Annotated in this window: 26 protein-coding genes; 17 read left to right on the forward strand and 9 right to left on the reverse strand. The window is 66.7% G+C overall.

What is annotated here, in order from left to right; genetic code table 11:
- Positions 1 to 68: 68 nt before the first annotated feature.
- Both AC3A3Q_RS06230 and AC3A3Q_RS06235 read left to right on the forward strand, forming a co-directional pair.
- Complete coding sequence (locus AC3A3Q_RS06230) at positions 69 to 980, forward strand: fimbrial protein (RefSeq protein WP_487585395.1); 912 nt, start codon at positions 69 to 71, stop codon at positions 978 to 980.
- A 108-nt stretch (positions 981 to 1,088) separates the two neighbouring features.
- Positions 1,089 to 1,601 carry an RDD family protein gene (locus AC3A3Q_RS06235; protein ID WP_487585396.1) on the forward strand — a complete coding sequence of 171 codons (513 nt, stop codon included), beginning with the start codon at positions 1,089 to 1,091 and terminating at the stop codon, positions 1,599 to 1,601.
- A 28-nt stretch (positions 1,602 to 1,629) separates the two neighbouring features.
- Here the strand turns inward: AC3A3Q_RS06235 and AC3A3Q_RS06240 are convergent, their stop codons facing one another.
- Together AC3A3Q_RS06240 and AC3A3Q_RS06245 are read right to left on the reverse strand one after the other, a co-directional pair.
- The gene (locus AC3A3Q_RS06240) at positions 1,630 to 2,472 is read right to left on the reverse strand and encodes an META domain-containing protein (protein WP_487585397.1); all 843 of its coding nucleotides are present in this window, start codon (positions 2,470 to 2,472) and stop codon (positions 1,630 to 1,632) included.
- A gap of 83 nt (positions 2,473 to 2,555) precedes the next feature.
- On the reverse strand, positions 2,556 to 3,410 hold the full coding sequence (locus AC3A3Q_RS06245; protein ID WP_487585398.1) for an undecaprenyl-diphosphate phosphatase: 855 nt from the start codon (positions 3,408 to 3,410) through the stop codon (positions 2,556 to 2,558).
- A 271-nt stretch (positions 3,411 to 3,681) separates the two neighbouring features.
- Here AC3A3Q_RS06245 and glnA point away from each other — a divergent pair, with 271 nt between their 5' ends.
- The 4 genes from glnA (at position 3,682) to AC3A3Q_RS06265 (ending at position 8,040) form a co-directional block, all read left to right on the forward strand.
- A complete protein-coding gene (gene glnA / locus AC3A3Q_RS06250) occupies positions 3,682 to 5,091 on the forward strand; it encodes a type I glutamate--ammonia ligase (protein WP_241917733.1) in 1,410 nt (469 codons plus the stop codon).
- Between the two features lie 206 nt (positions 5,092 to 5,297).
- Complete coding sequence (locus AC3A3Q_RS06255) at positions 5,298 to 6,056, forward strand: TorF family putative porin (RefSeq protein ID WP_487585399.1); 759 nt, start codon at positions 5,298 to 5,300, stop codon at positions 6,054 to 6,056.
- A gap of 35 nt (positions 6,057 to 6,091) precedes the next feature.
- Entirely contained in the window at positions 6,092 to 6,430 is a 339-nt protein-coding gene (locus AC3A3Q_RS06260) for a P-II family nitrogen regulator (protein ID WP_487585400.1), read from the forward strand.
- 227 nt (positions 6,431 to 6,657) lie between these two features.
- Positions 6,658 to 8,040 carry an ammonium transporter gene (locus AC3A3Q_RS06265; protein WP_487585521.1) on the forward strand — a complete coding sequence of 461 codons (1,383 nt, stop codon included), beginning with the start codon at positions 6,658 to 6,660 and terminating at the stop codon, positions 8,038 to 8,040.
- Positions 8,041 to 8,085: 45 nt separating this feature from the next.
- Here AC3A3Q_RS06265 and AC3A3Q_RS06270 read toward each other — a convergent pair whose 3' ends face one another.
- Positions 8,086 to 9,453 carry an amino acid permease gene (locus AC3A3Q_RS06270; protein WP_487585401.1) on the reverse strand — a complete coding sequence of 456 codons (1,368 nt, stop codon included), beginning with the start codon at positions 9,451 to 9,453 and terminating at the stop codon, positions 8,086 to 8,088.
- 157 nt (positions 9,454 to 9,610) lie between these two features.
- On the opposite strand from AC3A3Q_RS06270, the gene AC3A3Q_RS06275 reads away from it, so the two are divergent.
- Both AC3A3Q_RS06275 and AC3A3Q_RS06280 read left to right on the forward strand, forming a co-directional pair.
- On the forward strand, positions 9,611 to 10,489 hold the full coding sequence (locus AC3A3Q_RS06275) for an acid phosphatase (protein ID WP_487585402.1): 879 nt from the start codon (positions 9,611 to 9,613) through the stop codon (positions 10,487 to 10,489).
- 6 nt (positions 10,490 to 10,495) lie between these two features.
- Positions 10,496 to 11,509: a PIG-L deacetylase family protein gene (locus tag AC3A3Q_RS06280; RefSeq protein WP_487585403.1), complete on the forward strand. Its 1,014-nt coding sequence runs from the start codon at positions 10,496 to 10,498 to the stop codon at positions 11,507 to 11,509.
- Positions 11,510 to 11,522: 13 nt separating this feature from the next.
- Here the strand turns inward: AC3A3Q_RS06280 and AC3A3Q_RS06285 are convergent, their stop codons facing one another.
- The 4 genes from AC3A3Q_RS06285 to AC3A3Q_RS06300 are packed head-to-tail and all read right to left on the reverse strand — an operon-like array spanning position 11,523 to position 13,656.
- Positions 11,523 to 11,885, reverse strand: a complete 363-nt coding sequence (locus tag AC3A3Q_RS06285) for an Hpt domain-containing protein (protein ID WP_487585404.1) — start codon at positions 11,883 to 11,885, stop codon at positions 11,523 to 11,525.
- Between the two features lie 5 nt (positions 11,886 to 11,890).
- The gene (locus AC3A3Q_RS06290; RefSeq protein ID WP_487585405.1) at positions 11,891 to 12,535 is read right to left on the reverse strand and encodes a histidine phosphatase family protein; all 645 of its coding nucleotides are present in this window, start codon (positions 12,533 to 12,535) and stop codon (positions 11,891 to 11,893) included.
- Complete coding sequence (locus AC3A3Q_RS06295) at positions 12,511 to 13,479, reverse strand: ATP-grasp domain-containing protein (protein WP_487585406.1); 969 nt, start codon at positions 13,477 to 13,479, stop codon at positions 12,511 to 12,513. Before AC3A3Q_RS06295 ends, AC3A3Q_RS06290 begins: the two co-directional genes overlap by 25 nt.
- Positions 13,480 to 13,494: 15 nt before the next feature.
- Positions 13,495 to 13,656 (reverse strand): hypothetical protein, encoded by a 162-nt coding sequence (locus AC3A3Q_RS06300; RefSeq protein WP_487585407.1) that lies wholly within the window; start codon positions 13,654 to 13,656, stop codon positions 13,495 to 13,497.
- Between AC3A3Q_RS06300 and AC3A3Q_RS06305 the strand changes: the two genes are divergently transcribed.
- The 6 genes from AC3A3Q_RS06305 (at position 13,655) to AC3A3Q_RS06330 (ending at position 19,309) form a co-directional block, all read left to right on the forward strand.
- Positions 13,655 to 15,133 (forward strand): glycosyltransferase family 2 protein, encoded by a 1,479-nt coding sequence (locus AC3A3Q_RS06305; RefSeq protein ID WP_487585408.1) that lies wholly within the window; start codon positions 13,655 to 13,657, stop codon positions 15,131 to 15,133. The two genes, AC3A3Q_RS06300 and AC3A3Q_RS06305, sit on opposite strands and share 2 nt — an antisense overlap.
- Positions 15,130 to 15,270, forward strand: a complete 141-nt coding sequence (locus AC3A3Q_RS06310; protein ID WP_487585409.1) for a hypothetical protein — start codon at positions 15,130 to 15,132, stop codon at positions 15,268 to 15,270. Before AC3A3Q_RS06305 ends, AC3A3Q_RS06310 begins: the two co-directional genes overlap by 4 nt.
- Complete coding sequence (locus tag AC3A3Q_RS06315; RefSeq protein WP_487585410.1) at positions 15,267 to 16,589, forward strand: tetratricopeptide repeat protein; 1,323 nt, start codon at positions 15,267 to 15,269, stop codon at positions 16,587 to 16,589. Before AC3A3Q_RS06310 ends, AC3A3Q_RS06315 begins: the two co-directional genes overlap by 4 nt.
- Before the next feature lie 85 nt (positions 16,590 to 16,674).
- Positions 16,675 to 18,387, forward strand: a complete 1,713-nt coding sequence (locus tag AC3A3Q_RS06320) for a sensor histidine kinase (RefSeq protein WP_487585411.1) — start codon at positions 16,675 to 16,677, stop codon at positions 18,385 to 18,387.
- Positions 18,362 to 18,715: a response regulator gene (locus AC3A3Q_RS06325; RefSeq protein WP_487585412.1), complete on the forward strand. Its 354-nt coding sequence runs from the start codon at positions 18,362 to 18,364 to the stop codon at positions 18,713 to 18,715. The genes AC3A3Q_RS06320 and AC3A3Q_RS06325 overlap by 26 nt, the downstream gene beginning before the upstream one ends.
- Before the next feature lie 36 nt (positions 18,716 to 18,751).
- Positions 18,752 to 19,309 (forward strand): DUF3228 family protein, encoded by a 558-nt coding sequence (locus AC3A3Q_RS06330; RefSeq protein ID WP_487585413.1) that lies wholly within the window; start codon positions 18,752 to 18,754, stop codon positions 19,307 to 19,309.
- A 47-nt stretch (positions 19,310 to 19,356) separates the two neighbouring features.
- On the opposite strand, the gene AC3A3Q_RS06335 is transcribed toward AC3A3Q_RS06330, so the two are convergent.
- Together AC3A3Q_RS06335 and AC3A3Q_RS06340 are read right to left on the reverse strand one after the other, a co-directional pair.
- Complete coding sequence (locus AC3A3Q_RS06335; RefSeq protein WP_487585414.1) at positions 19,357 to 20,289, reverse strand: alpha/beta fold hydrolase; 933 nt, start codon at positions 20,287 to 20,289, stop codon at positions 19,357 to 19,359.
- A 54-nt stretch (positions 20,290 to 20,343) separates the two neighbouring features.
- Positions 20,344 to 21,093 carry an SDR family oxidoreductase gene (locus AC3A3Q_RS06340; RefSeq protein WP_487585415.1) on the reverse strand — a complete coding sequence of 250 codons (750 nt, stop codon included), beginning with the start codon at positions 21,091 to 21,093 and terminating at the stop codon, positions 20,344 to 20,346.
- A gap of 103 nt (positions 21,094 to 21,196) precedes the next feature.
- Between AC3A3Q_RS06340 and AC3A3Q_RS06345 the strand changes: the two genes are divergently transcribed.
- From AC3A3Q_RS06345 to AC3A3Q_RS06355, 3 genes are all read left to right on the forward strand, one after another.
- The gene (locus tag AC3A3Q_RS06345; protein WP_487585416.1) at positions 21,197 to 22,114 is read left to right on the forward strand and encodes a LysR family transcriptional regulator; all 918 of its coding nucleotides are present in this window, start codon (positions 21,197 to 21,199) and stop codon (positions 22,112 to 22,114) included.
- A 66-nt stretch (positions 22,115 to 22,180) separates the two neighbouring features.
- Positions 22,181 to 22,735: a cupin domain-containing protein gene (locus AC3A3Q_RS06350; RefSeq protein WP_487585417.1), complete on the forward strand. Its 555-nt coding sequence runs from the start codon at positions 22,181 to 22,183 to the stop codon at positions 22,733 to 22,735.
- A gap of 113 nt (positions 22,736 to 22,848) precedes the next feature.
- Entirely contained in the window at positions 22,849 to 23,367 is a 519-nt protein-coding gene (locus AC3A3Q_RS06355) for a hypothetical protein (RefSeq protein WP_487585418.1), read from the forward strand.
- The last annotated feature ends 21 nt before the right edge of the window (positions 23,368 to 23,388 follow it).

Genomic DNA, 23,388 nt, shown 5'->3' on the forward strand with positions numbered 1-23,388 from the left:
GCCTTTCCCTCACGGCGCATGAGGTGCGGGCAGCCGTAACCGACTGTACCGCCTCGCTTCCGCTCACCGTGAACCTGCAGACAGTTTCGGTACCGACCAATCTGGCGGCAGGTCAGGCCATTCCAGGTGCAAGGGGCAATTTCACGGTCACCGAGAACTGCATCAACAATACGCCGACAGGCGCTGTCAGCTGGTACCTGACGGATAACAGCGTTGGCACGTTCACGCTGGTTCCCGGATTCCAGGACGTCTACACCAGAACCGGAATGGTGGCGGGCGTGGGCTTGCGGGTTCGTGACCGCAATGGAACCGCACTGCAGCCCATTTCCTACGGAGGGGCGACATCCACGTTCGTCCTCGGTCCGGCCGTGACCGGAGTCAGCCAGGTTTCGGGGACGTTTGAACTGGTCAGGACGGCCGCCACCGTGGGTTCGGGCACGAGCGCCATCACGACATACATGCACGTGCACACCCAGGTCTACGGAAACCAGAACCAGAGTTCCAGTCAGATCAGCCTGTACTACACGGTCGCGCCGACCACGGTGCCTGCGTGCAGCGTCACCCAACAGGTCATTTCGGTGAACCTGCCGTCAATCAGCGCTTCGTCGCTGCCGGCAACGGGCGCCACGTCCGGCGGTAGCGGGTTCACCATCGGCCTCAACTGCGAAGCCAATTCGCACCCGAACATCAGCATGAGCGATGGCAACATGCTGTCCAACACTACCGCCACCCTGACGCTGGCGCCGGCCTCCACCGCCCGGGGCGTGGGCGTGCAGGTCCAGTACGGCGGGCAGGCAATCATCTTCGGGCCATCGCCGTTCTCGTACATCAACGGCACTGCGGTTTCTGCCAACAGCGTGAGCCTGGGCCAGCGCTCGGGCACGGTCCAGATCCCGTTCACCGCCCGCTACGTGCGCAATGGCACGTTGCAGGTCGGGTCGGTGCAGGCAATGGCCACATTCCTGCTTTCCTACCAGTAACCGGAAAGCCTTCCCGCACCCCGGCCTGAGCGCCGCGCCGCACTGCCGCCACGCTGCTAGCATCCAGCGCGGGGGAGGCCGCCATCCGGCGGCCGGGGCAGGGGAACCATGCAGGCAGACAATCCGTACGCCGCGCCGTCGGCGCTCGTGGGCAGCGATGTTGCGCTGGCATTGCCGATCCACACCGCCGGCCGCTGGCGGCGACTGTTCAACTGGATCATCGACAAGTTCGCGATCTTCAGCCTGTGGTTCATCGGGGTCGTCGTGCTGGTCATGGCAGGTGCGGACGAGGCCGTGGCCTGGCTGGAAGGTCTCAACCGATGGCAGGAGTACCTGATCAGCTTTCCGGTCGTGGTGCTTTATTACGGCGTCATGGAAGGCCTGCTTGGCGTGACGATCGGCAAGCTGTGCACGGGCACGCGCGTGGTCGACGAGCACGGACATCCGGTGCGCCTGCGCACCGCGTTCCTGCGCGGGCTGTGCCGATACATCCCGTTCGACGCCTTCTCGGTGCTGGCCAGCAACGACAGCACGGTGCGTGCATGGCACGACTCGGTGCCGCGCACGTACGTCGTGCTGAAACGCGCGCCGGCCGCCGCAACCGCGACGACCGGCGCCTGATGGCCGGCGACGTTGCCGCCCCGCGCGTCTACTTGCGCGAGGCCGCGACGTTCTCCGACTCGACCACCATGTCGAGCACGTAGGCAATCGAGGACCCGTCGGCGGGCGGGTTCTTGATCGTGTAGCGCTTCACCCGCACGACATTGCGCACGCCGTCGGTGTGCTGGTAACCCTCGATGTCCTGGTACAGCGCCTGCCAGTCGCCGGGCGTGCCGGTCTTGATGCCGCGCTCGTCATAGTGGAGCTCGCGAACCTGCAGGCACTGCTTGTTCGGGATCAGCGGGTGGCTGCAGGGCCTGGTCTGCGCCGCTACCTCCAGGAACGCGGTCTCGCCCGGACCGCCGTAACGCGTTTCGGCCGTGGGTTCGCCGCGGAACGTCAGCACCTCGCCGTCGGCGGAGGTCAGCGTCAGCTGCGGCTCGGCATCGCTGCGCAGCGCGATCGTCTGCGCTGCCTCCAGGCGCTTGCCGATGGCCTGGTCGAGTGCCATCAGCTTCGGATCGGTGCAGGCCATCAGCGTCGCGGCCATGCGCGCCACCTGCAGGCGGTCACCGGTGATCGTGTAGCCGCCGCCCATGCGGTTGCAGGCGTTACTCACACTGACGCGGCCGTCGCGGAAATCCAGTTGCAACGGCTTGTCGGCGCGGGCGAACAGCGCCTCGATGCGCTGGCCCTTGGCATCGACCGCCTGCTCGAGCTGCCAGTGCTGGCTGCCGAGCGCGGCGGCATCGATCGTGGTGCTTGCCACCGGGGTTGTCGCCGGCGCTGTCGCTGCAGGGGGCGTTGTCGCGGTTGCCGCTTCTGGCGGTGTCGGCGCCTTCGCGCACGCGGCGAGGGCCAGGGGAAGGGCAAGCAGCATCAGTCGTTTCATTGCGGTCTCCATTGCGGGTGCCAATGGGAACGCAAGACGACCTAAAACGGGGTGAAGGCGCACCCTGGCGCGCCGGCACCGATTCAGCTGCCGGTCGGCACCAGCAACAGCAGTGCCGCGCCCAGCACGAAGCGATAGATCGCGAACGCGGTGAAGCGATGGCTCTGGATGTAGTGCAGCAGCCACTTCACCGCCACGAACGCGGTGATCGCCGAGGCGACGAACGCCACTGCCAGCGCGGTCCAGTCCTCGTTCGCGGCTTCGCCGTTGCCCAGCACGTGCATCAGTTCGTACGCGGTGGCCGCGAACATGGTCGGGATGCCGACCAGGAAAGCGAACTCGGTGGCCGCCGCGCGCGAGGTCGTGCCGGCCAGCAGCGCGACGAAAATAGTGGCTGCCGAGCGCGACGTGCCCGGGAATACGCCGGCCACGACCTGGGCGATGCCGACCAGGATCGCCACCGTCCAGGTGATCGCGGCGCGTTCGCCGAGCTTGGCGGCGCGCTTGGCGGCGAAATGCTCGGCCGCGATCATCCACACGCCACCGAGCACCAGCGCCCATGCGATCGGCGTCACCTGGTCTGGCAGTTCGAAGCCGAGCTTCTTGACCACGATGCCGAGCACCGCGGTCACGCCGAACGCGGCGGCGAGCTTGAAGGCGTAGTCGCGCGCCTGCGCCGGGGTCAGCGCCATGCCGGCCGGGCTGTGCCCGGCATCGGCGCCGCGGCCGATGAAACCCATCGCCAGGTCCCACAGGCGTTGCCGGTAGATCAGCACCACCGCGAGGATCGCGCCGGCCTGGATCGAGATGTTGAACAGATCGCTGCGGTGGCCGAGCCAGCGTTCGGCAATCAGCAGGTGGCCGGTGCTGGAGATCGGCAGGAACTCGGTGATGCCTTCGATGATGCCGAGCAGCAGGGCGGCGAACAGGTCAGTCATGCAGTGGGCCGGTCAGGAGGTTGCGGGAGGCTCGGGTTCGGGAGCGCGCGAACGCGGCAGCATACCGGATCGCCGTTTGCACCTTGCTGAAGCAAGGGCGCCCAGAAGTGCACCATCATGGTGCGATCCGTACAACTCCGTGCCGGCGCCGCTATGCAAATCAGCACGTTACAGGCGCGTGAAGGTTGGCACGTTCATTGCTTCGTAATAGACAAGTGCGGCCCACGCGGCCGGCTTTTCCCGAATTGTCATCCCCTGTCCCGGAGTACCCATGTCGCTCGAACACGTAGAAAAGCTGATCAAGGACCACAAGGTCGAATTCGTTGACCTGCGCTTCGTCGACATGCGCGGCGTGCAGCACCACGTGACGTTCCCCAAGTCGATCGTCGAGCCGGGCCTGTTCGAGGACGGCAAGATGTTCGACGGTTCCTCGATCAGCGGCTGGAAGGGCATCAACGAGTCCGACATGGTCCTGCTGCCCGACGCCAGCACCGCGTTCCTGGACCCGTTCACCGCCGACCCGACGCTGGTGCTGACCTGCGACATCCTCGACCCGGCGACCATGCAGGCCTATTCGCGCGATCCGCGCGGCGTCGCCAAGCGCGCCGAGGCCTTCCTCAAGTCCAGCGGCATCGCCGACCAGGCCTTCTTCGGCCCGGAGCCGGAATTCTTCATCTTCGACTCGGTCCGCTTCGCCAATGAAATGGGCCACACCTTCTTCCACATCGACTCGGAAGAAGCGCACTGGAACTCCGGCCGCGAGTACGACGGTGGCAACACCGGCTACCGCCCGATGGTGAAGGGCGGCTACTTCCCGGTCGCACCGCTCGACTCGCTGCACGACCTGCGCGCCGAGATGTGCAAGACCCTGGAACTGGTCGGCATGGAAGTGGAAGTGCACCACCACGAAGTGGCCAACGCCGGCCAGTGCGAGATCGGCACCAAGTTCAACTCGCTGGTGAAGAAGGCCGACGAGCTGATGACGATGAAGTACGTCATCAAGAACGTCGCCCACCGCAACGGCAAGACCGCGACCTTCATGCCCAAGCCGATCGTCGGCGACAACGGCAGCGGCATGCACGTGCACCAGTCGCTGGCCAAGGGCGGCGTCAACCTGTTCACCGGCGACGGCTACGGCGGCCTGTCGCAGATGGCGCTGTGGTACATCGGCGGCATCTTCAAGCACGCCCGCGCGCTCAACGCCTTCACCAACTCGGGCACCAACAGCTACAAGCGCCTGGTGCCGGGCTATGAAGCGCCGGTGATGCTGGCCTACTCGGCCCGCAACCGTTCGGCCAGCTGCCGCATTCCGTTCGTGGCAAACCCGAAGGCACGCCGCATCGAGATCCGTTTCCCGGATCCGATCCAGTCAGGCTACCTGACCTTCGCCGCGCTGATGATGGCCGGCCTGGACGGCATCAAGAACCAGATCGACCCGGGCGCTCCGAGCGACAAGGACCTGTACGACCTGCCGCCGGAAGAAGAGAAGAACATCCCGACCGTGTGCCACAGCCTCGACCAGGCGCTGGAAGCACTCGACAAGGATCGCGACTTCCTCAAGGCCGGCGGCGTGTTCACCGACGACTTCATCGACGGCTACATCGCGCTGAAGATGCAGGAAGTGACGCGCTTCCGCGCCGCCACGCACCCGCTCGAATACCAGATGTACTACACCGTCTGATCGCTCCGCTCCCTCCCCTGCGAATGCAGGGGGGGGTTGCTCGAACTGTTTCAACCAACCCACGAGGTAAACCGAATCGACGGGCTGCGCCCGCCGCAAGGCGAAGTGCGTCCCGGTGATGGCGCGGGAGACGACACCAACGTCCGCGTTGCAAGAGCACGAAGCAATGACCGGGGAGGGGCCACCGCTTATGAGGAGCCTGCGTCATGTCGTCTCGAACCACTGCAAGCAAGACCTGCGCTGCAACCGTCCTTTCCATCGCGCTCGTGGGCATGGGGATGGCCAACGCACACGCCGGCACGTCCGGCTCACTGGCACTGACCAGTGACTATCTTTTCCGCGGCATCTCGCAGAACAACCAGGAACCGGCCCTGCAGGGTGGCATCGAGTATGCCGCCGACAGCGGCTTTTACGTCGGCAGCTGGGGCAGCAACGTCAGCTGGCTGTCGGACACCAACGTCTCACCGGATTCGATTTCCAACAGCGTCGAGCTCGACTTCTACGGTGGCTACCGTGGCAAGTTCGGCGAGAGCGTGGGCTTCGACGTCGGCGCGTTGTACTACTGGTATCCCGGCGACTATCCCTCGGGCTTCAACAGCCCCGACACCGGTGAGATCTACTTCGGCATCAGCGCCGGCGTGTTCGCCGCCAAGTACTCCTACGCCCTGACCGATCTGTTCGGCTACGCCGACTCTGACGGCAGCGGCTATCTCGACGCCGCGGTGAACTGGGAGTTCGTCCCCACCTGGACGCTCAACGCCCACGCCGGCAAGCAGTGGATCGAGAACAACGAGGACTTCGAGTACGTCGACTGGAAGCTCGGCGTCACCAAGTCCTTCGACGGCGGCTTCGCGATCGCCCTGGCCTACCTCGACACCGACGCCGAGGAAGCGCTCTACACCAACCGCTACGGCAACTACCTCGGCGAAGACACCGTGGTGCTGACCCTGACCAAGACGTTCTGAAAGCAGAGAGCCATCCAAACCCACGGAGCTGCGAGATGAAACTGATCACCGCGATCATCAGGCCGTTCAAGCTCGACGAGGTGCGCGAAGCGCTCACCGAAGTCGGCGTGTCCGGCATCACCGTTACCGAAGTAAAGGGTTTCGGCCGACAAAAGGGCCATACCGAGCTCTATCGCGGCGCCGAGTACGTCGTCGACTTCCTGCCCAAGCTCAAGGTCGAGTGCGCGGTCGCCGAAGCGCAGCTGGAGGCGGCACTGGAAGCCCTGCAGGCGGCCGCGCGCACCGGCAAGGTAGGTGACGGCAAGATTTTTGTTCAAGCGCTCGAGCACACGGTGCGCATCCGCACCGGCGAGCTCGATGACGATGCGTTGTGAAGGTGACGCGCATGGACCCGACATTCAGACCAGTCCCCACGGAGCCGTCATCCCCGCGCAGGCGGGGACCCAGCGACTCTGCATTGCCCATCACCGCCATCGAGAGGAACGTCGACGTGACAAGTTCAACGACACTGGGTTCCCGCCTACGCGGGAATGACGGGGGGCCGGTGTCGCCTCCCACCGAGCGCAGCCGGATGGTCGACGCCTTTCGCCAACCGCGCCTGATGACGGCATTGGCCCTGCTGGCAACACCCGGACTCGCTCTCGCCCAGGACGCCGCCGCCGCGGCCGCGCCGGTCGCCAATAAAGGCGACGTCGCCTGGTTGCTGGTGTGCTCGGCACTGGTGATCTTCATGACCCTGCCCGGGCTGGCGCTGTTCTACGGCGGACTGGTGCGCAGCAAGAACGTCCTGTCGGTGCTGATGCAATGCCTGCTGGTGTTCTCGCTGGTGGCGGTGCTGTGGGCGCTGTACGGCTACTCGCTGGCGTTCACCAGCGGCAACGCCTTCATCGGCGGCTGGGATCGACTGTTCGCCAAGGGCCTGGACGCCACGGCGATGGGCGCGACCTTCACCAAGGGCGTGTACATCCCGGAGCTGGTGTTCTTCGTGTTCCAGGGCGCGTTCGCCTGCATCACCTGCGCGCTGATCGTCGGTGCGTTCGCCGAGCGGGTGAAGTTCGCCGGCGTCATGCTGTTCACGGTGCTGTGGTTCACCTTCGCCTACGCGCCGATGGCGCACATGGTGTGGTTCTTCCCGGGCCCGGATGCGTTCACCGGCAACGATGCCGTGCCGGGCGTGCTGGCCCAGTCCGGTTTCCTGTTCGCCAAGGGCGCGCTCGACTTCGCCGGCGGCACGGTGGTGCACATCAATGCCGCGGTTGCCGGCCTGGTCGGCTCGTACGTGATCGGCAAGCGCGTGGGCTACGGGCGTGAGGCGATCAAGCCGCACAACCTGACCCAGACCATGGTCGGTGCCTCGATCCTGTGGGTGGGCTGGTTCGGCTTCAACGCTGGCTCGGCGCTGGAAGCCAACGCGGTTGCCGCGCAGGCCTTCGTCAACACCTTCCTCGCCACCGCAGCGGCGGTGCTGGGATGGACGGCGCTGGAATGGATCAGCAAGGGCAAGCCGTCGATGCTGGGTGCGGCTTCAGGTGCGGTCGCCGGCCTGGTCGCGATCACCCCGGCGGCGGGTTTCGTCGGTATCTGCGGCGCGATGATCATCGGCGCGCTTGCCGGTGCGGTGTGCCTGTGGGGCGTGAACGGACTCAAGCGCCTGCTCGGCGCCGACGACGCACTGGACGTGTTCGGCGTGCACGGCATCGGCGGCATCCTCGGCGCGCTGCTCACCGGCGTGTTCGCTTCGCCGGCACTGGGCGGTTCGGGCATCTGGGACTACGTCACCGAGACCGCGCTGCCTGAGTACTCCATCGCCTCGCAGGTGTGGATCCAGCTTCAGGGCGTGCTGGTGACCGTGGTGCTGTCGGGCGTGGTCGCGCTGGTGGCCTTCCTGATCGTGAAGTACACGGTCGGCCTGCGCGTGTCGGAAGAATCCGAGCGCGAAGGTCTCGACATCACCTCGCACGGCGAAACTGCGTACGAGAACTGATGCAGGAGCCCCTCTCCCGTCAACGGGAGAGGGGCCACATTGGGCTTATGCCCGCCGCCGTCGCGCGATCTCGCTGATCGCCGCAATACCCAGCGTCAGTCCCAGCATCGACAGGAACTGGATCCGCGTGTCGGATCCCGACAGCAACAGCAGGAAGATCAAGCCCAGGATCGCCAGCGCGATCACCGTCAGGTACGGAAAGCCGCGCATCCGGAACGGCAGCCTGGTGCCGGCACGGTCGGCGCGGCGACGCAGGATGAGTTGCGAGAGCAACGAGATCGTCCACACCAGCAGGCAGGTCGAGCCGACCACGTTGAGCAGCACCGGCAGCACCTTGCCCGGGTAGCGCAGCTCGAAAGCGGTTGCGATGAAACCGAACACCACGCACGACAGCACCGCAGCCACCGGCACGTGGCGGGCGTTCACCCGCGCCAGCCAGCGCGGTGCCTCGCTGCGCTCGGCCAGCGAATGGATCATGCGCGAGGCGCCGTAGAGGTTGGCGTTGAGCGCCGACAGCAGTGCGATCACCGCGATCAGCGTGATTGCCGTGGCCGCGCCGGGGATCTTTGCCGCCTCCAGCACCGCCGCGAACGGCGACGACAGCGCAGGACTCGTCCACGGCACCACCGCGATGATCACGCTGAGCGAGCCGATATAGAACACCAGGATGCGCCAGGCCACGGTGCGGATCGCGCGGGCGATGCTGCGCTCGGGATCCTCGGTCTCGGCCGCGGCGACAGCCACTATTTCGGTGCCGCCGAAGGCGAACACCACCACCAGCAACGCCGCGCCGATACCGGCCAGGCCCTTGGGCGCGAAGCCGCCATGGTCGACGAAGTTCGACAGGCCCGGCGATGCGACCTCGGGCAGCAGCCCCAGCAGCAGCGCGACGCCGATCAGGATGAAGGCGATGATCGCCACGACCTTGAGGATCGCGAACCAGAACTCGAACTCGCCGAAGTTCTTCACGCCCATCAGGTTGATGGCGGTGAAGAAGAGCATGAAGGTCAGCGACGCCAGCGGCACCGACAACGAAGGCCACACCGTTGCCAGCAACCCGGCCGCGCCGACCGACTCGGCCGCGATCACGATCACCAGTTGCGCCCACCACAACCAGCCCACCGTCGCGCCGGCGGTCGCGCCCATCGCATCGGCGGCGTACACCGAAAACGCGCCACTGGCCGGCTTGGCGGCGGCCATCTCGCCCAGGGCGTTCATCACGATGATCACCAGCGCGCCGGCGACCAGGTAGGAGATCAGCACCGCCGGTCCGGCCGCCTGCACGCCGACGCCGGAACCCAGGAACAGGCCGGCGCCGATCGCGCTGCCCAGCCCCATCATGATCAGCTGCCGGGGTTTGAGCGCGTGGCTGAGCCGGGTCGTCGCAGTGGCTGGAGCGGCAGGAGCGGGCATCAACGATTCCGGGCAGCGGTCGGGCCGCCACAATAACGTGTCCGGCCAGCACAGCATTGGCCGACCTTGCCACCGTGCTCGTTAGGCGCACGCACCTCACGGTGTTTTCACCGCGACGCCGGGAAGGTTTGTGCTCTCAATCCATGCGAGCACGGACATGCGCCCCCGAATCGCCGCCCTCTGCCTTGCCTTGAGCGCCACCCTGCTCGCCGGTTGCGCAAGCCAGGCGCCAAAAACCGGCGCGACCGCCACCGCCGCAGCGACAGAACCTGCCGCCCCTGCGCCCGCCGCCGTCCCGGAAATCGCCCCGGGCATACCGGCCGGCTACCTGCGCAAGGAGCAATACCTCGACAGCCTGGCGCTGGTGCCGGCGCCACCGGCCACGGGTTCGGCCGCATTTGCCCATGACCAGGCCGTGCGCGAGGAGGCGATCACCTTGCGCGGCACGCCACGCTGGCAGCAGGCGATCAGCGATGCCGACCTGCATTTCCCGCATGCGGCGGGCACGTTCGAGTGCGCGCTGGGCATCCCGGTGTCGAAGCAGGCAACGCCGCGCCTGTACATGCTGCTCCAGCGCAGCATGGTCGACGCCGGCCTGTCGACCTACGGCGCCAAGAACCAGTACAACCGCACGCGACCGTTCGTGCTCGCCAGGGACGCCAGCTGCACGCCCGACGAAGAGGCCGCGCTGCGCAAGGACGGTTCCTATCCGTCCGGCCACACCACCATCGGCTGGGCCTGGGCCTTGATCCTCGCCGAGCTCGCGCCGGACCGCGCCAACGCGATACTCGCGCGCGGCCGTACCTTCGGCGAGAGCCGGCTGGTCTGCAACGTGCACTGGCAAAGCGACATCCTCGAAGGCCGCTTCATGGGCGCCGGCACGGTCGCCCGTCTGCACGCCGACCCGGCCTTCGAAGCCGACATGGCCGCGGCCAGGACGGAGATCGCTGCCGTACGCAGCCAGGGCCTGGCGCCCGATCGCGATTGCGCGGCCGAAGCCACGGCACTGCAGCGCAAGCTCGAACGCGTGCTGTAGGCGCCTGTGGCCACGCGTCCCGCCCAGCCACTCCAGGTACTGGTGGTGGAAGACAGCCCCGAGTACGCGGTGATCGTGCGGCAGTGGTTGGAGGAGGGAGAGCAGGCGCTGGTGACGCTGGCGACCGATGCGATCCAGGGCCGCGCGGCAATCGCGACGCGCAACTGGGACCTGGTGATCACCGACGTCGAAATGCCCGGCGGCAGCGGCCTGGAACTGATCCAGGCGGTCAAGGCTGTGCACAAGTGGACCTGCGTGCTGGTGATGACCGGCGTGGTAAGCGCGGAGTACGCGCGCACCGCATTGCAGAACGATGCCGACGGCCTGCTCTTCAAGCCCTTCGCCAGGGAAGAGTTCCTCGAGCAGGTGCGCAAGCTCACCCAGCTCACGCGCCGCCGGCGGCAGCAGGAGCGCCGCTCGGTGCTGGCGGTGGGCGCGCACCCGGACGATGTCGAGATCGGCTGCGGCGGCACCTTGTCGATGCACGCCGCACGCCAGGACGAAGTGACCATCCTCACCCTCAGCCATGGTGCGGAGGGCGGTGATGCCCGCATCCGTGCCCACGAAGCGCGTGCCGCCGCCGGCCTGTTGCACGCCAGGCTGATCCTGGGGGACCTGCAGGACACCCGGGTTCCCGAAGGCGGCGCCAGCATCGAGCTGATCCAGCAGGCAATCGACGAGGTCGATCCGACGCACGTCTACACGCACTCGCAGTACGACACCCATCAGGACCATCGCAACACGTATCGCGCGACCATGGTGGCGGCCCGTGGTGTCGGCCAGCTCTATTGCTACCAGACGCCCTCGGCCACGGTCGAATTCCGCCCGGGTCTGTTCATCGACATCACCGATCACCTGACGCGCAAGCTCGAGGCGATCGACGCCTACTCCAGCCAGACGGCGTTGCGTGAGTACCTCGCCCCCGATCTGATCGTGGCCACGGCGCGCTACTGGGGCAGGTTTGCAGGCTACGTCATGGCCGAGCCGCTGGAAGTGATCCGGCAGCGAGTCGGGCAGTGAAACCGGCTGTGCTTCAGGGCGCGGCCTGGCCTGATCGATTCACGCATTGCGCGGCCTCGAGAGCCAGCGCGTCCAGGCGATCGGCCAGGGCCAGCGAACGCGCCTCCCGTTCCGCGGTGCGCGGCGCACGCCACAACGCGAACACGCGCTCGCACTGATCCTGCAGGTCCTGGCTGGCGAGCAGCGCCAAGGTCGGGGTCAGGCGATGCAGGTGCCGGCGCACTTGCGCCTGATCGTCGGCGAGGACGGACTGGCGCAACTGTTGCAGCAGCGTCGGGGCGGAACTGGCGAATGCGTCTGCCACCAGCGGCACCAGCTGCTCGTCGCCCAGCAGCCTGGCGGCAGCGGCCAGGTCGAGGTCGCCGTTACCGCCCATTGCTGCTATCGCCCATCGCTACTACCGCCATGGATCAACTCGCCCGGCGGCGGCAGTGCCACGGCCATGATCTCGCCATTGCGCACCGGCGAGGTGGTCTCGGCCTGGCGGAAACGCAGCATCGCTTCGCGCGTTTCGGAAAAGCCTTCATGCAGCCCGAGCACGAAACCGCGCAGGAACTGGCCATGGCCGAACACCACCACGCGCCCGCTGTGTTGCCACAGGCGCCGGTGAAACCTGCGCAGGCGCTCGACGAAATGCGCGAACGACTCCGCGCCCGCCCCGTCGACGTACGAGGGGTCGGCGCGATCCCAGTACTCGGCCACCATCGGCCTGCGCTCGGCCGGGCTGGTGCGATCCGCCCGCGCCGGCGACAGGTACGAGAACTCCTCGATCGGCCAGGTCTCGACGGCGACCGTCGGATGCGCCCGGATCAGCGGGATGGCGGTGTCCAGCGTGCGTCGGAACGGCGACACCACGATCAGGTCCGGCGGCGGCTGGCCAACGGCGATCGCGACATCGCGCGCCTGCTGCTCGCCCAGTGCGGTGAGGCGGATATCGGCATGGTTTTCCGTGACCTCGCCGGCATTTGCCGTGGTTTGCGCGTGCCTGACCAGCAGCACGCTCAACGGCGGCACAGCGCCTGCCATTCCGATGGATCCAGGTACTTCTCGGTCCAGTAGCGGACCATCAGTATTTCCTTGAACGGCATGGGCCCCGGCGGCAGCGGCTTGCCCTGCAGGTCGTCCATCAGCAGTCGTGGCATGTCGACACCGGCAGCGACGGTCAGCGGCAAGCTGCCGGGAAACCGCGGATTGATCTCCAGCAGCTTGAAGCGACCGTCGCTGGCCTGCTTGAACTGGACATTGGCGACATAGCGCACGCCCACGGCAAGCGCTATGGCGGCGGCCGACTCCATCAGCTCGGGCATGTGCACCGTGCGCGCGGTGATGGCGATGCCCGAATCGGTGCGGATGCGCTCGCGCGGCACCGCCGCGACCAGCTCGCCGCGCTGGTTCACGTACACGTCGACCGAGAACTCAGGGCCTGGCAGCAATTCCTGCACGAGGTAGGAGCCATCCTGGGGCAGCGCCGCCAGGTCTTCGCTGCTGCGGATCATCGCGATGCCGCGTGAGCCCGATCCGGCGCGCGGTTTGGCGAAACAGGGGAACTGCGTGATCGCCGGCAGCGTGTCCGCCGTCAGCGCCACGCAGTTGGGCGTGGCCGGGTTGCCCGACAGGTGCGACAACAGTGCCCACTTGTCGCGGCAACGGCGCAATACCGGCGCCGGCGACAGCGGCACGCGCGTGCCGATCGCGGCAAACGTCGCTTCGGCCTCGGCCAGCGGCGCAAGCTCGGCGTCGACCGTGGAGATCAGCACGTCGATCGATTGCGTCCGGCACAGCTCGAGCAAGGCCGGAACCAGTGCGGGGTCTTCGCCGCCGGGGATCAGGAAGCGGTGGGACGATGGCACCAGGTAGAGACCGGGCGAATCCGGGTCCATGTCGGCGAGCAACAGCTCATGCTCGCCGGCCAGCGATTTCCAGACGCTGACCGCCGACGGACCACCTGCACCGGTGATTAGCACTCGCATGATTTCGGATTCAGCTCAGCTGCGATGAAACGCTATCTGCTTGTTCGTGACGGCGACCTTCACGCGCCGAAAGCCCGTGGGAAGCGCGCGGTTCGCGGGAAGCACTCGGCGGTTGTGGTAAAGAGCAAGCGTCATGAACGGGCGCGTGCCCGCGGACGGTGCGGAGGCGACGCGCATGCAGGAAGTCTGGGTATGGGTGTGCGTGGCCGCCGTGTTCCTGGGCGCGGCGCCGCAGCTCGCCGCCTTGATCCAGTTCCTGCTGGTCGGGCTGCATGGCGTGCGCAACCATTACCCGAAATGTGCGCCGGTGACCCGGCGCGTGGCCGTGCTGATCCCGGCCTGGAACGAAGGCCTGGTCATCGACAACACGATCGAGCACATGATGTCGCTCGACTATCCGCGCGACGCCTTGCGCGTGTACGTGATCGATGACGCCAGCACCGACCAGACACCGCAGCTGGCCCAGGCCGCCGCGCTGCGCTATCCGGGAAACGTGTTCCATCTTCGCCGCGAGAAGGGCGGGCAGGGCAAGGCGCACACGCTGAACTACGGACTGGCGCACGTGCTGGACAACGACTGGATGGAGGCGGTGCTGATCACCGACGCCGATGTGCAGTACTCGCGCGATGCCCTGACCCGGATGGTGCGGCACCTGGCTGATCCCAAGGTCGGCGCGATCACGGCGTACATCAAGGAAGGCAGCGATCCGGGCGGGTTCGTCTCGCGTTCGATCGCCTTCGAGTACATCACCGCGCAGGCGGCCTCGCGCCGCGCGCAGAACGTGATGGGCGTGATGGCCTGCGTCGCCGGTGGCGCGCAGCTGCATTCGCGCGAGAACCTCATCGCCATCGGTGGCGCCATCGACACCTCGACCCTGGCCGAGGACACCTACACCACGTTCCTCACCGAACTCAGTGGCCGGCGCGCGCTGTTCGACCCCAGCGCAGTGGTCTGGGCCGAAGAACCCGATGCGCTCACAAGCCTTTGGAAGCAGCGCCTGCGCTGGGCCCGCGGCAACCTGCAGCTGAGCTGGGCGTTCCGGCATGCCTGGTTCCGCCCGTTCTCGCATCGCGGCATCGGTGGCTGGGTGTTCGGCCTGATCTGGTTCGCGACCGTGCTGACCCCGATCCTGATGCTGATGGCGATGGTCGGCGGCCTGAGTCTGTTGTTCCTCGACCCGTCGTGGGCCTGGCACGCCTTCCGCGTGCTGTGGCTGACCAATGTCTTCGTTTACCTGTTCCAGCTGCTGATGTGCTGCGTCATCGACCCGCATACGGCGAAACGTGCGTGGCTGGAAGGCGTTCTGTTTCCCGGCTTCATGTCGGTCGCCCTGATGGCCTGGTCGGTGTTTCCCGAACGACTGCAACCGCTGGTGCAGGCGTTCCCGTCGATCGGCGCGGACTGGGACTGGCGCGCCGTCCTCGTCGTGGTGCTGTACGCCTGGGTCGGCGCATGCATGGCCGCCGGCTGGGGGCTGTACCGGCTTGAACGCGCGGGCGCGCCGGCCTGGCTGGTGCGGCCTTTGCTGGCGCTGGTGGGCATTGGCCCGGTGTTGTGTGCCGTCTCGTTGACCGCCTATGTGTACGAACTGCGCGGTGCCGAGCGCCATTGGGACAAGACGGTGAAGACCGGCAAGGTGAGGCAGCTGGAATGAACGATCCGGACACCACGGCTTTCTCGACGATCGTGCAGGCCGACATGCGGCGCGAGCGACGCCTGCTGTACGCCGAGATCGTCATCCTCGCGCTGTTGGCATGTCTGGTCGTGCTTCGCTACTGGATGGCGCGATGAACGTCGTCACCTTGCCATTGCTGGCCGCTCTGGCTGCGTCGTCGCAGGCTCACGCATCGCAAGCTCAGCCATCGCAAGCCCCGGCATCGCAATGCCAGATCGACCAGGCGCAGCAACTGATGGAGCAGCAAGCTCGCCCCGTCGCGCAGATCGATGCGTTGCTTGTTCAATGTCGGGCCGCTGGCAGCGATGACCATCGCGTTGACCTGCTCGCTGGCGTGCTTGCACGCGATGACGGACGACTGGCCGACGCGATCGCGGCACTGACACGCTCGCACCAGCAGGCGCCGGGCGAGCTGGCGCCGACGCTCGAACTTGCCGTGACCTACGAGTTCCAGCAACGACCCGAACAGGCCCGTGCCCTCTACCTCCAGGTGCTGCAGTCCGATCCGTCATCGCGCCCGGCACGCCTCGGTCTGGCGCGTGTCGCCCGCCAGCAGTACCGCCCCGACGAGGCCGAAGCCATTTACCGCGAACTCCTGTCGGCCGATCCCGACGACCAGGAAGCGCAGACCGGGCTGGCGATGGTGGCGCTGCAACAGCGCCGCTACGGCGAGGCCCGCGAACGCCTGCAAACGCTGCAGGCGGCGCATCCCGACAATCCGGACGTGCGCGCCGGCCTGGCCGCACTCGCGCTGGGATGGCGCTATCGACTCGATCTGGCCGCGGGACGGGAAGACCTGGCGCCAGGCAACTCCAACCGCGCCGTGGCGCAGCTGGAAATCGCCGCCAATGCGAGGGATGCGTTCAACTTCAGGTACGAGCACAACGATCGCGAGCTGGCTTCGTCCAACCCGCTCGATCCCAGCGTGCTGCCGTCCAACAGCGGTCGCGTCAGCTGGCTGCGGCGCGTTCCCGGCCAGCACTTCTGGGAGGTCGCCTACGAGTACCGGCAATACGACATCGCCCAGGACACGCAGCGCGTCGAACTCAACGTCGGCCATCGCCTGGGCGGGAAGGTGCAGGGTTTTGCCGGCGTGCGCCAGCAGTTCGGTGCCACCTCGCAGGACGACCGGCTCTGGCACGTCGGCCTGAGCGTGCCGACTTCGCAACACACATACGCGACGCTGATCGGCTATTACGCGCAACCGGACGTTGGCGACGACAACACGACCTACGTCGCGGACCTGACCTGGGAACGCGAGCGCATGCAGCTGACCGGCGGCATTGGCTACGGCGTCGACCCGGACAACTTCATCACCCACCTCCGGGGCGTGTGGCCTCTGCCTCACAGGCAAGCCATCACCTTCGCGATCGAACACCGTAGCCTGGGCGATGAAACCGAAGCGCTACTGGGCTGGCGCGTGGAGTGGCAGTAGCGTGAATGCGCCGAGCGACCGTCGCGAATCGCGGTTGAGGCGCCGCTTGAGGAGCTGGTCCAGCCGTGTCGACCCGGCGTTGCTGATGCTCTTGATCGGGCCGCTGATGATCTTCTTCGCCTGGGGCGTCACCTACAGCCAGATCTCCAAGGACCGCAATCGCGCCCTCGTCGAAGGTTACCGCGAGGCCAATGCGATGAGCCGCTCGTTCGCCGAACAGACGCTGCACCGGCTCGATGACATCGATCAGATGCTGCGAGTGGTTCGTGCGGCCTACCTGGCCCACGGCAAGGACATCGACATCGATCGCCTGCTGCAGGAAGCCGGTTTCCGCAAGCACGCAAACACCGAAGTGGCGGTCCTGGATGCCTCCAACCGCCTGGCCGTGGGCAACGTGACGGGCGGTTCCGACTGGTTCCCTGCGGCCATCCCCGCCGGCTCGGTCGTGGATCGACCAGCCCTTTCCACGCCGCTGCCGGCAAGCGCAGGCAGCCCGGACACGCTCGTTGTCAGTCGTCCGATCCTGCGGCCCGATGGCTCATTCGTCGGTGACGTGGCGGCGAGAGTGCGTCCCGAACAGATCCTCAGCCGACTGCGCAAAATCGATGTCGGGCCGATGGCGCGCCAGTTCGGCACCATCGAACTGGGCGCCAGGGACGTCGCCGCGATCCTGGGGCTCGACGGACGTGTTCGCGTCGCGTTGCTCGGCGGTGCCCAGGTGCCGGCGGCCAGGCTGCCGAAGCACCAGGTCATCAAGCGGCTTGAGGACGGCACCATCGAAAAGGTTCCGGTACCCGAAGTCGACGCCACTCCGCGACTGTGGTCGGGCGGGTACCTGGACGACTACCGGTTGATCATCGTCGTCGGAATGTCGCGCCAGGACGCCCTGGTCGACTTCGACCTGCACCGGCGGATCTACCTGATTGGCACCACCGCCTTCACCGTGGGCGTCGGCCTGCTGACCATCCTGGCGGCGGTGCTGGCCCGGCGTCAGAAGCGCACGCTGCAACGGCTCGCCGCGACCGAACGGCAGTCGAACGAGCTCAAGTCCACCTTCCTGGCCAAGATCTCCCATGACCTGCGTACGCCGCTCAACGGCATCCTGGGATTCTCCGAGCTGGTGAAGACCACCGCCGGCGAGCCCGAACAGCGCCAGTACGGCGAATACATCCATGACAGTTCCAGCCACCTGCTGGACCTGGTCAACATGATCCTCGACCTGGCCAAGCTGCGGAACGGCACGTTGCAGCTGCGGCCGGGCGAAGTCGATCTTCGCCAGGTCGCAATGAGCGTGTCGCGCATGCACGCCATCGTGGCCAGGCAGAAGGGGCTCGAGTTTCGCGTCGACGTCGCCGAGGATTTCCCGGAGCGGATCACCTGCGATGCTGTACGCATCCGCGAAGTCCTCAACAACCTGCTGCACAACGCCATCAAGTTCACCCGCGCGGGCCACGTCACGATGGAACTGTTCGCCCTGGACGGAGAAGCGCGCGTGCGCGTGTCCGATACCGGCATCGGCATGACCGACGAGATCAAGAGCCGGCTGTTCCAGCCTTTCAGTGAAGGGCGCGATGAAGCGTCAAGGGGCCAGGCCGGGGCCGGGATCGGATTGGCGTTCTCGCGGGAGCTGATCGCCCTCCATGGCGGCGAGATCGAAGCCACCTCGCAACCGGGGCACGGCACCTCCGTCACTTTCTGGATCCCGGTGGCAGGACCTCGCGCGGCACGCGCGGGAGCACCGGTTCACGGCGTAACCAACGAGGGCACAGGCAATGCCACAGGTACTGATCGTCGATGACGACCTGGTCAATCGCAAGCTCGCCCGCGCGATCCTCGAGCGCGTCGGCTGGGAGGCGGTGGAATGCGACAACGGCGAGTCGGCGCTGGAGTGCTTCCAGCGCCAGCCGTTCGATGCCGTGCTGCTCGACATCGGCCTGCCCGGCATGGACGGCCGCCAGGTCTGCCTGGAGTTGCGCAAGGTGCAACAGGGCCCGCTGCGGATCGTGGCGTACACCGCATCGGTGTTGCCGGAAGAGATGGAATCGCTGATCCACAACGGTTTCGACGACGTGCTGCAGAAGCCGGTGAGCATCGCTGCGGTCCAGGCCGCGTTCGCGGCGCCCTGAACCATAATGGCGGTGGTCCCGACCTCACCACCACGCATGTCCATCGTCCTCACCGATTTCGCCCGCCCCCGCCTGTTTCCGCGCGAACCCCGGCGCAACACCATCCAGGACTGCACGCCCGCGCAGTTCGAGCGGCACCTCAACGAAACGCCGCCAATGATGGTGCTCGACGGCTATGCGCCGTTCTGCAAGTTGCACGTGCACCGCAACTGGACATCGACGCGCTGCCTGGCGGTACCGATCACCGACGACAACCGCCACCTGCTGCGATCGGGTTACGAGGAACGCACGCGCGGCGAGTTGCCGGTGCTGGTGCGCTGGTTCGAAGGCATCGACCCGCCGGTGGCCGACTACCTGATCGTCATCCTCTACAGCCGCGAGCAGCTGGCGAAGGAGGGCACGCACATCACCGCCGATCATGGCGTGGTCGGCTGCATGTACACAGCCGAGCCGGTCGAGACCCCGATGGCCCCGATCACCGTGATGCGCAACGCATTGGGCGTGGAGGAAGGCGGCTCCGGCGTGCCGCTGGACCGCGAGGCCTACCTGCGCAGCGTGGAGTTCTGGCGCACGCATGCGAACTGGCGCGGCTGAGGCGCCGGCACAGGGGCTTCGACTGTCGAAGCCCCGCCCCGAAGTGCTTACCGGTTGAGGAACGACACCAGCGCGGGAATCGTCTGTTCCGGCGCTTCGTCCATCAGCCAGTGGCCCGAGCCGGTGATGACCACGCCTTCGACGTTCGTCGCCACCAGCTTGCCCTGTTCGATCAGGAACGGGCCCGAGGCCTTCTCGCCGGTCAGCACCAGCATCGGCATCGGCAGTTTCGTCCGTGACAGTTCGGCGAAGTCCTTGGCGTCCTGTTCAAATGCCTTGAAGTACTCGAAGCCGGCGCGCATGCCGCCCGGTCGCGCATATTCGGCGGCGTAGAACTGGCGGTCTGTCTCGGACACGGAGTGGTTGCGGTCGGCGGCGAAGTCGTTCCAGAAGTGCTCGAAGTAGATCCGCTCACGGCCATCGACCAGCTTCAGTGGCGTTTCGCCGTAGAAGTGGAAATGCCACAGGTCGCGCAGCAGCCAGACCTTGCTCCAGTCGCCGACGCCGGGCAGGAACGCATCCATCAGCACGATGCTCTCGACCTCGTCCGGATACTGCGCGGCGTAGGCATAGGCCACCATCAGGCCGATGTCGTGACCGACGATCTTCACCTTGGGATAGCCCTTGGCCTTCACCAGGGCGTGGATGTCCTGGGCCAGGTTCTTCTTCTCGTAACCGCTGTCGGGCCTGGATGACGTACCGGCGCCGCGCAGGTCCGGTGCTATCACGACGTGGCGATCGGCGAGCTGGCGCATCAGCGGGCGCCACATGTGGCTGGTCTGCGCATAGCCGTGCAGCAGCACGACCGGGGTTCCAGTGCCCTTGCCTGCCTCCAGGTAGTGGAGGGTGGCGCCGTTGACGTCGGCGGAATGACTCTGGATCGAATCGCTACCGGCGGCGACGGCGGTACTGGCCTGGATGGCAGCCAGCATCAGCAGTGCGGTGGCGGCGCGTCGGATGGGACGCAGCAAAGTGTTCATGACGTTCTCCGGGTGTGGGGTGATCGCGTGGGTGGACCATGGACGTGAAAACGCCTAGAGCTGGCTCATCCCGCCATCGGCGATGATTTCGGTGCCAACGATGAACGCCGATTCGGGCGAGGACAGATGCAGCACCGTGGCGGCGATCTCTTCCGGCGTGCCGAAGCGGCCCAGCGGGATCTGGTTCTGGATCTGTGCCGCGGTGGATTCCAGCGTGGCGGCATCCAGGCCCAGCTTGCCGTAGATCGGTGTCGCAACCGGTCCCGGGCTGAGCACGTTGACGCGCACGCCGCGCGGCAGCAGCTCGGCCGACAGCGTCTTCGCCAACGAGATCACGGCGGCCTTGCTGGCGGCGTACACCGATGTGTTGGGCATGCCGATGCGTGCGTTGATCGAGCCGTTGATGACGATCGATGCGCCCGGGTTGAGCAGCGGCAGCAGCGCCTGCACCTGGAAATACGGGCCCTTGATGTTGGTGTTGAAGATCTGGTCCCACAGCGCCTCGTCGACGTCCGGGAAGGCGGCGAACTTCGCCGCACCGGCGTTGACGAACACGGCGTCCAGGCGCACGTCGCTGGCTGCGAGCGTTGCGGCCAGGGTCCTGGCATCGGCGGTGTTGCCGGCGTCGTTGACCACGGCGATGGCCTGGCTGCCCAGAGCGCCCCGGGCCTGTTCGAGCGCGGTGGCGTCGCGGCCGGTGATGACCACGCGGGCGCCTTCGGCGACGAACGCCTGGGCGGCGGCCAGGCCGATGCCACTGCTGCCGCCGGTGACGAGGATGGTCTTGTTGGTGAAGCGGTTCATGGGAAGTCCTTCGGAGCCAGCGGATTGCTGTGAGGCCATACTGGCGTGGCTCTCGGCGCTTTCCGTGCCACAATCACGACGAACTCGTTCGAAGGTATCGAACATGTTGTCGGGCGACGAACTGGCGCTGCTGGAAGCCATCCGCGAAAGCGGCAGCCTGTCGCGCGCCGCGGCCCGGCTGGGCAAGGCGCCCTCCACGGTGTCGCATGCGGCGCGGCAGCTCGAAGCGCGTTTCGACGCATTGCTGTTCGATCGTCGCCGTTACCGCCTGCAGCTCACGCCGGCCGGCCATCTGCTCGCGCAGGAAGCGGCCCGACTGATGCTGGATGTGTCGCGATTGACGCAGCGGGTCAAACAGGTGGCGGGAGGTTGGGAGGATCGCCTGTGGATCGTCACCGACGAAGTCCTCGAGTTCGAAACGCTGCTGCCGGTGGTTCGGGCCTTCGATGCACTGAACTCCGGCGTCACGCTGCGCATCACCCACGAAGTCCTGACCGGTACCTGGGACGCATTGCGCGACGGCCGCGCCGACCTGGTCGTGGGTGCCACGAACGAACCACCGGTCATTCCCGGCCTGCGCTGGTTCGAGTTGGGCGTGATGGATTGGGTGTTCGCGGTGTCGCCGCGTCATCCGCTGGCCAGGGCCACCGAACCGGTGGACGCGGCCTCGGTGCTCCAGCACCGCGCAGTGGTGGTGGCCGACACGTCGCGGCGCGTCGATGTACGCGGCTACGGTGTTCTTGGCGGGCAGCCATCGCTGGCAGTGCCCAGCATGGCGGCCAAGGTGCAGGCGCAGCGCGAAGGGCTGGGCGTTGGCTGGTTGCCGCGCGATCGCGTCGCCAGCCTGCTCAAGCGCGGCGAGCTGGTGGAGAAACAGATGGCCGATCCGCGCGAACCCAATCTGCTCTATGTCGCCTGGCGCGGCGACCACCAGGGGCGGGCACTGGAGTGGTGGCTGACGCAGTTGCAGAACAAGCGGCTGGCGGCGCGCCTGGTCAAGGGCATCGACATCGGCGCCTGAAGTGCGGCCTGTCGTCGGCGGTGCGCACGTTTGAAGCCGGTACTGCCACACAGCCGGGAAGAATCGATGTCCAACGCCACCTGCTTCGCACGCAGCATCGCCCTGATCGCAGCGCTCTCGGCTTTGCTCCCCGCCAACGGTGCCGAACCGTCCACCGCAAAGTCGCCGATGGCGGTCTCGCCTGCGCAGTCGCCCAGCCAGGCCTACGACGGGGGCACCCTGCGCGTGCTGGTGCCGTCGTCGAAGACCGGTGGCGACTACTCGGTCCTGGAACTGACCGAGTCGGGCGATTACCGGACACCGCCGCACCTGCATCCCAACATGGACGAGAGCTTCTATGTGCTGGAGGGGACGCTGAAACTGGACATGGCAGGCGTCTCGCACGTGTTGCCTGCAGGTTCGTTCGTCCATATTCCTCGCGGCACCGCCCATTCGCAGGGCAGTGCGGACGACAAGCCGGTGAGCTTGCTGGCAACCTTCTCTCCCGGCGGATTCGACCAGTTCTTCCTCGACCGCGTCGAGCTGGGTCGCACGATCGGCCGTGACGACCCGGACTTCCAGGCGCGCATGCTGGAACTGGTCGGAAAATATTCGTACTGGCTGCAGCCGGCTGGCAAGTAAGCGGAGCTGGGCCGGGGGTTGACGTCGATTGGCCGTTCGCCGACAGCGGCCATTCAACCCGTTGCTGCTAGCTTGAACGTCCGCAGCGCGCGGTTCCCACCCCCAGGCACGCCATGAAACCGGTCACGACACGCAGTCTCCTGCTCATGTGCGGCCTGCTCGCCTGCACACCGGTCATCGCGCAGGACAGTGCGGACGCCGCCCGTACGCTCGACCTGAGCGTACCCGCCGCGCCGATTGCCTTCGTCAACGCCGCCGACTACCAGAATCCGCCGCCCGGCGGCTGGCACGGCAACCTGCCTGTCCCGGGCCAGGACAGCGATGGCGCCTGGCAGGTGCACGGCAGCATGGAGGTGGGGGTGGGCTGGTCCGAGCACGGTGGCAACAGCAACTACCAGGCGGCGGACATCAACATGACCCGCACCTACACCACCGACGACGGCGATACCGGCCACCTCGGCCTCAACATCAGCATCGGCCAGTTCGACGGGCCGGTATTCGGACCGGGCTACGGCTCCGGTTACTACAACGGGCCCGGTTACTACGGGCCGGGCCCAGGGCCGATGTCGGCGCCGATGCCAATGCGTGGACCCATGCCGGGTCAGTTCGGTCCCGGGCCGCTGCGCCGCTGAGGGCAGCAGCCAGGTCCCGAA

This window comes from Lysobacter sp. Soil_C_59, from assembly GCF_057656415.1.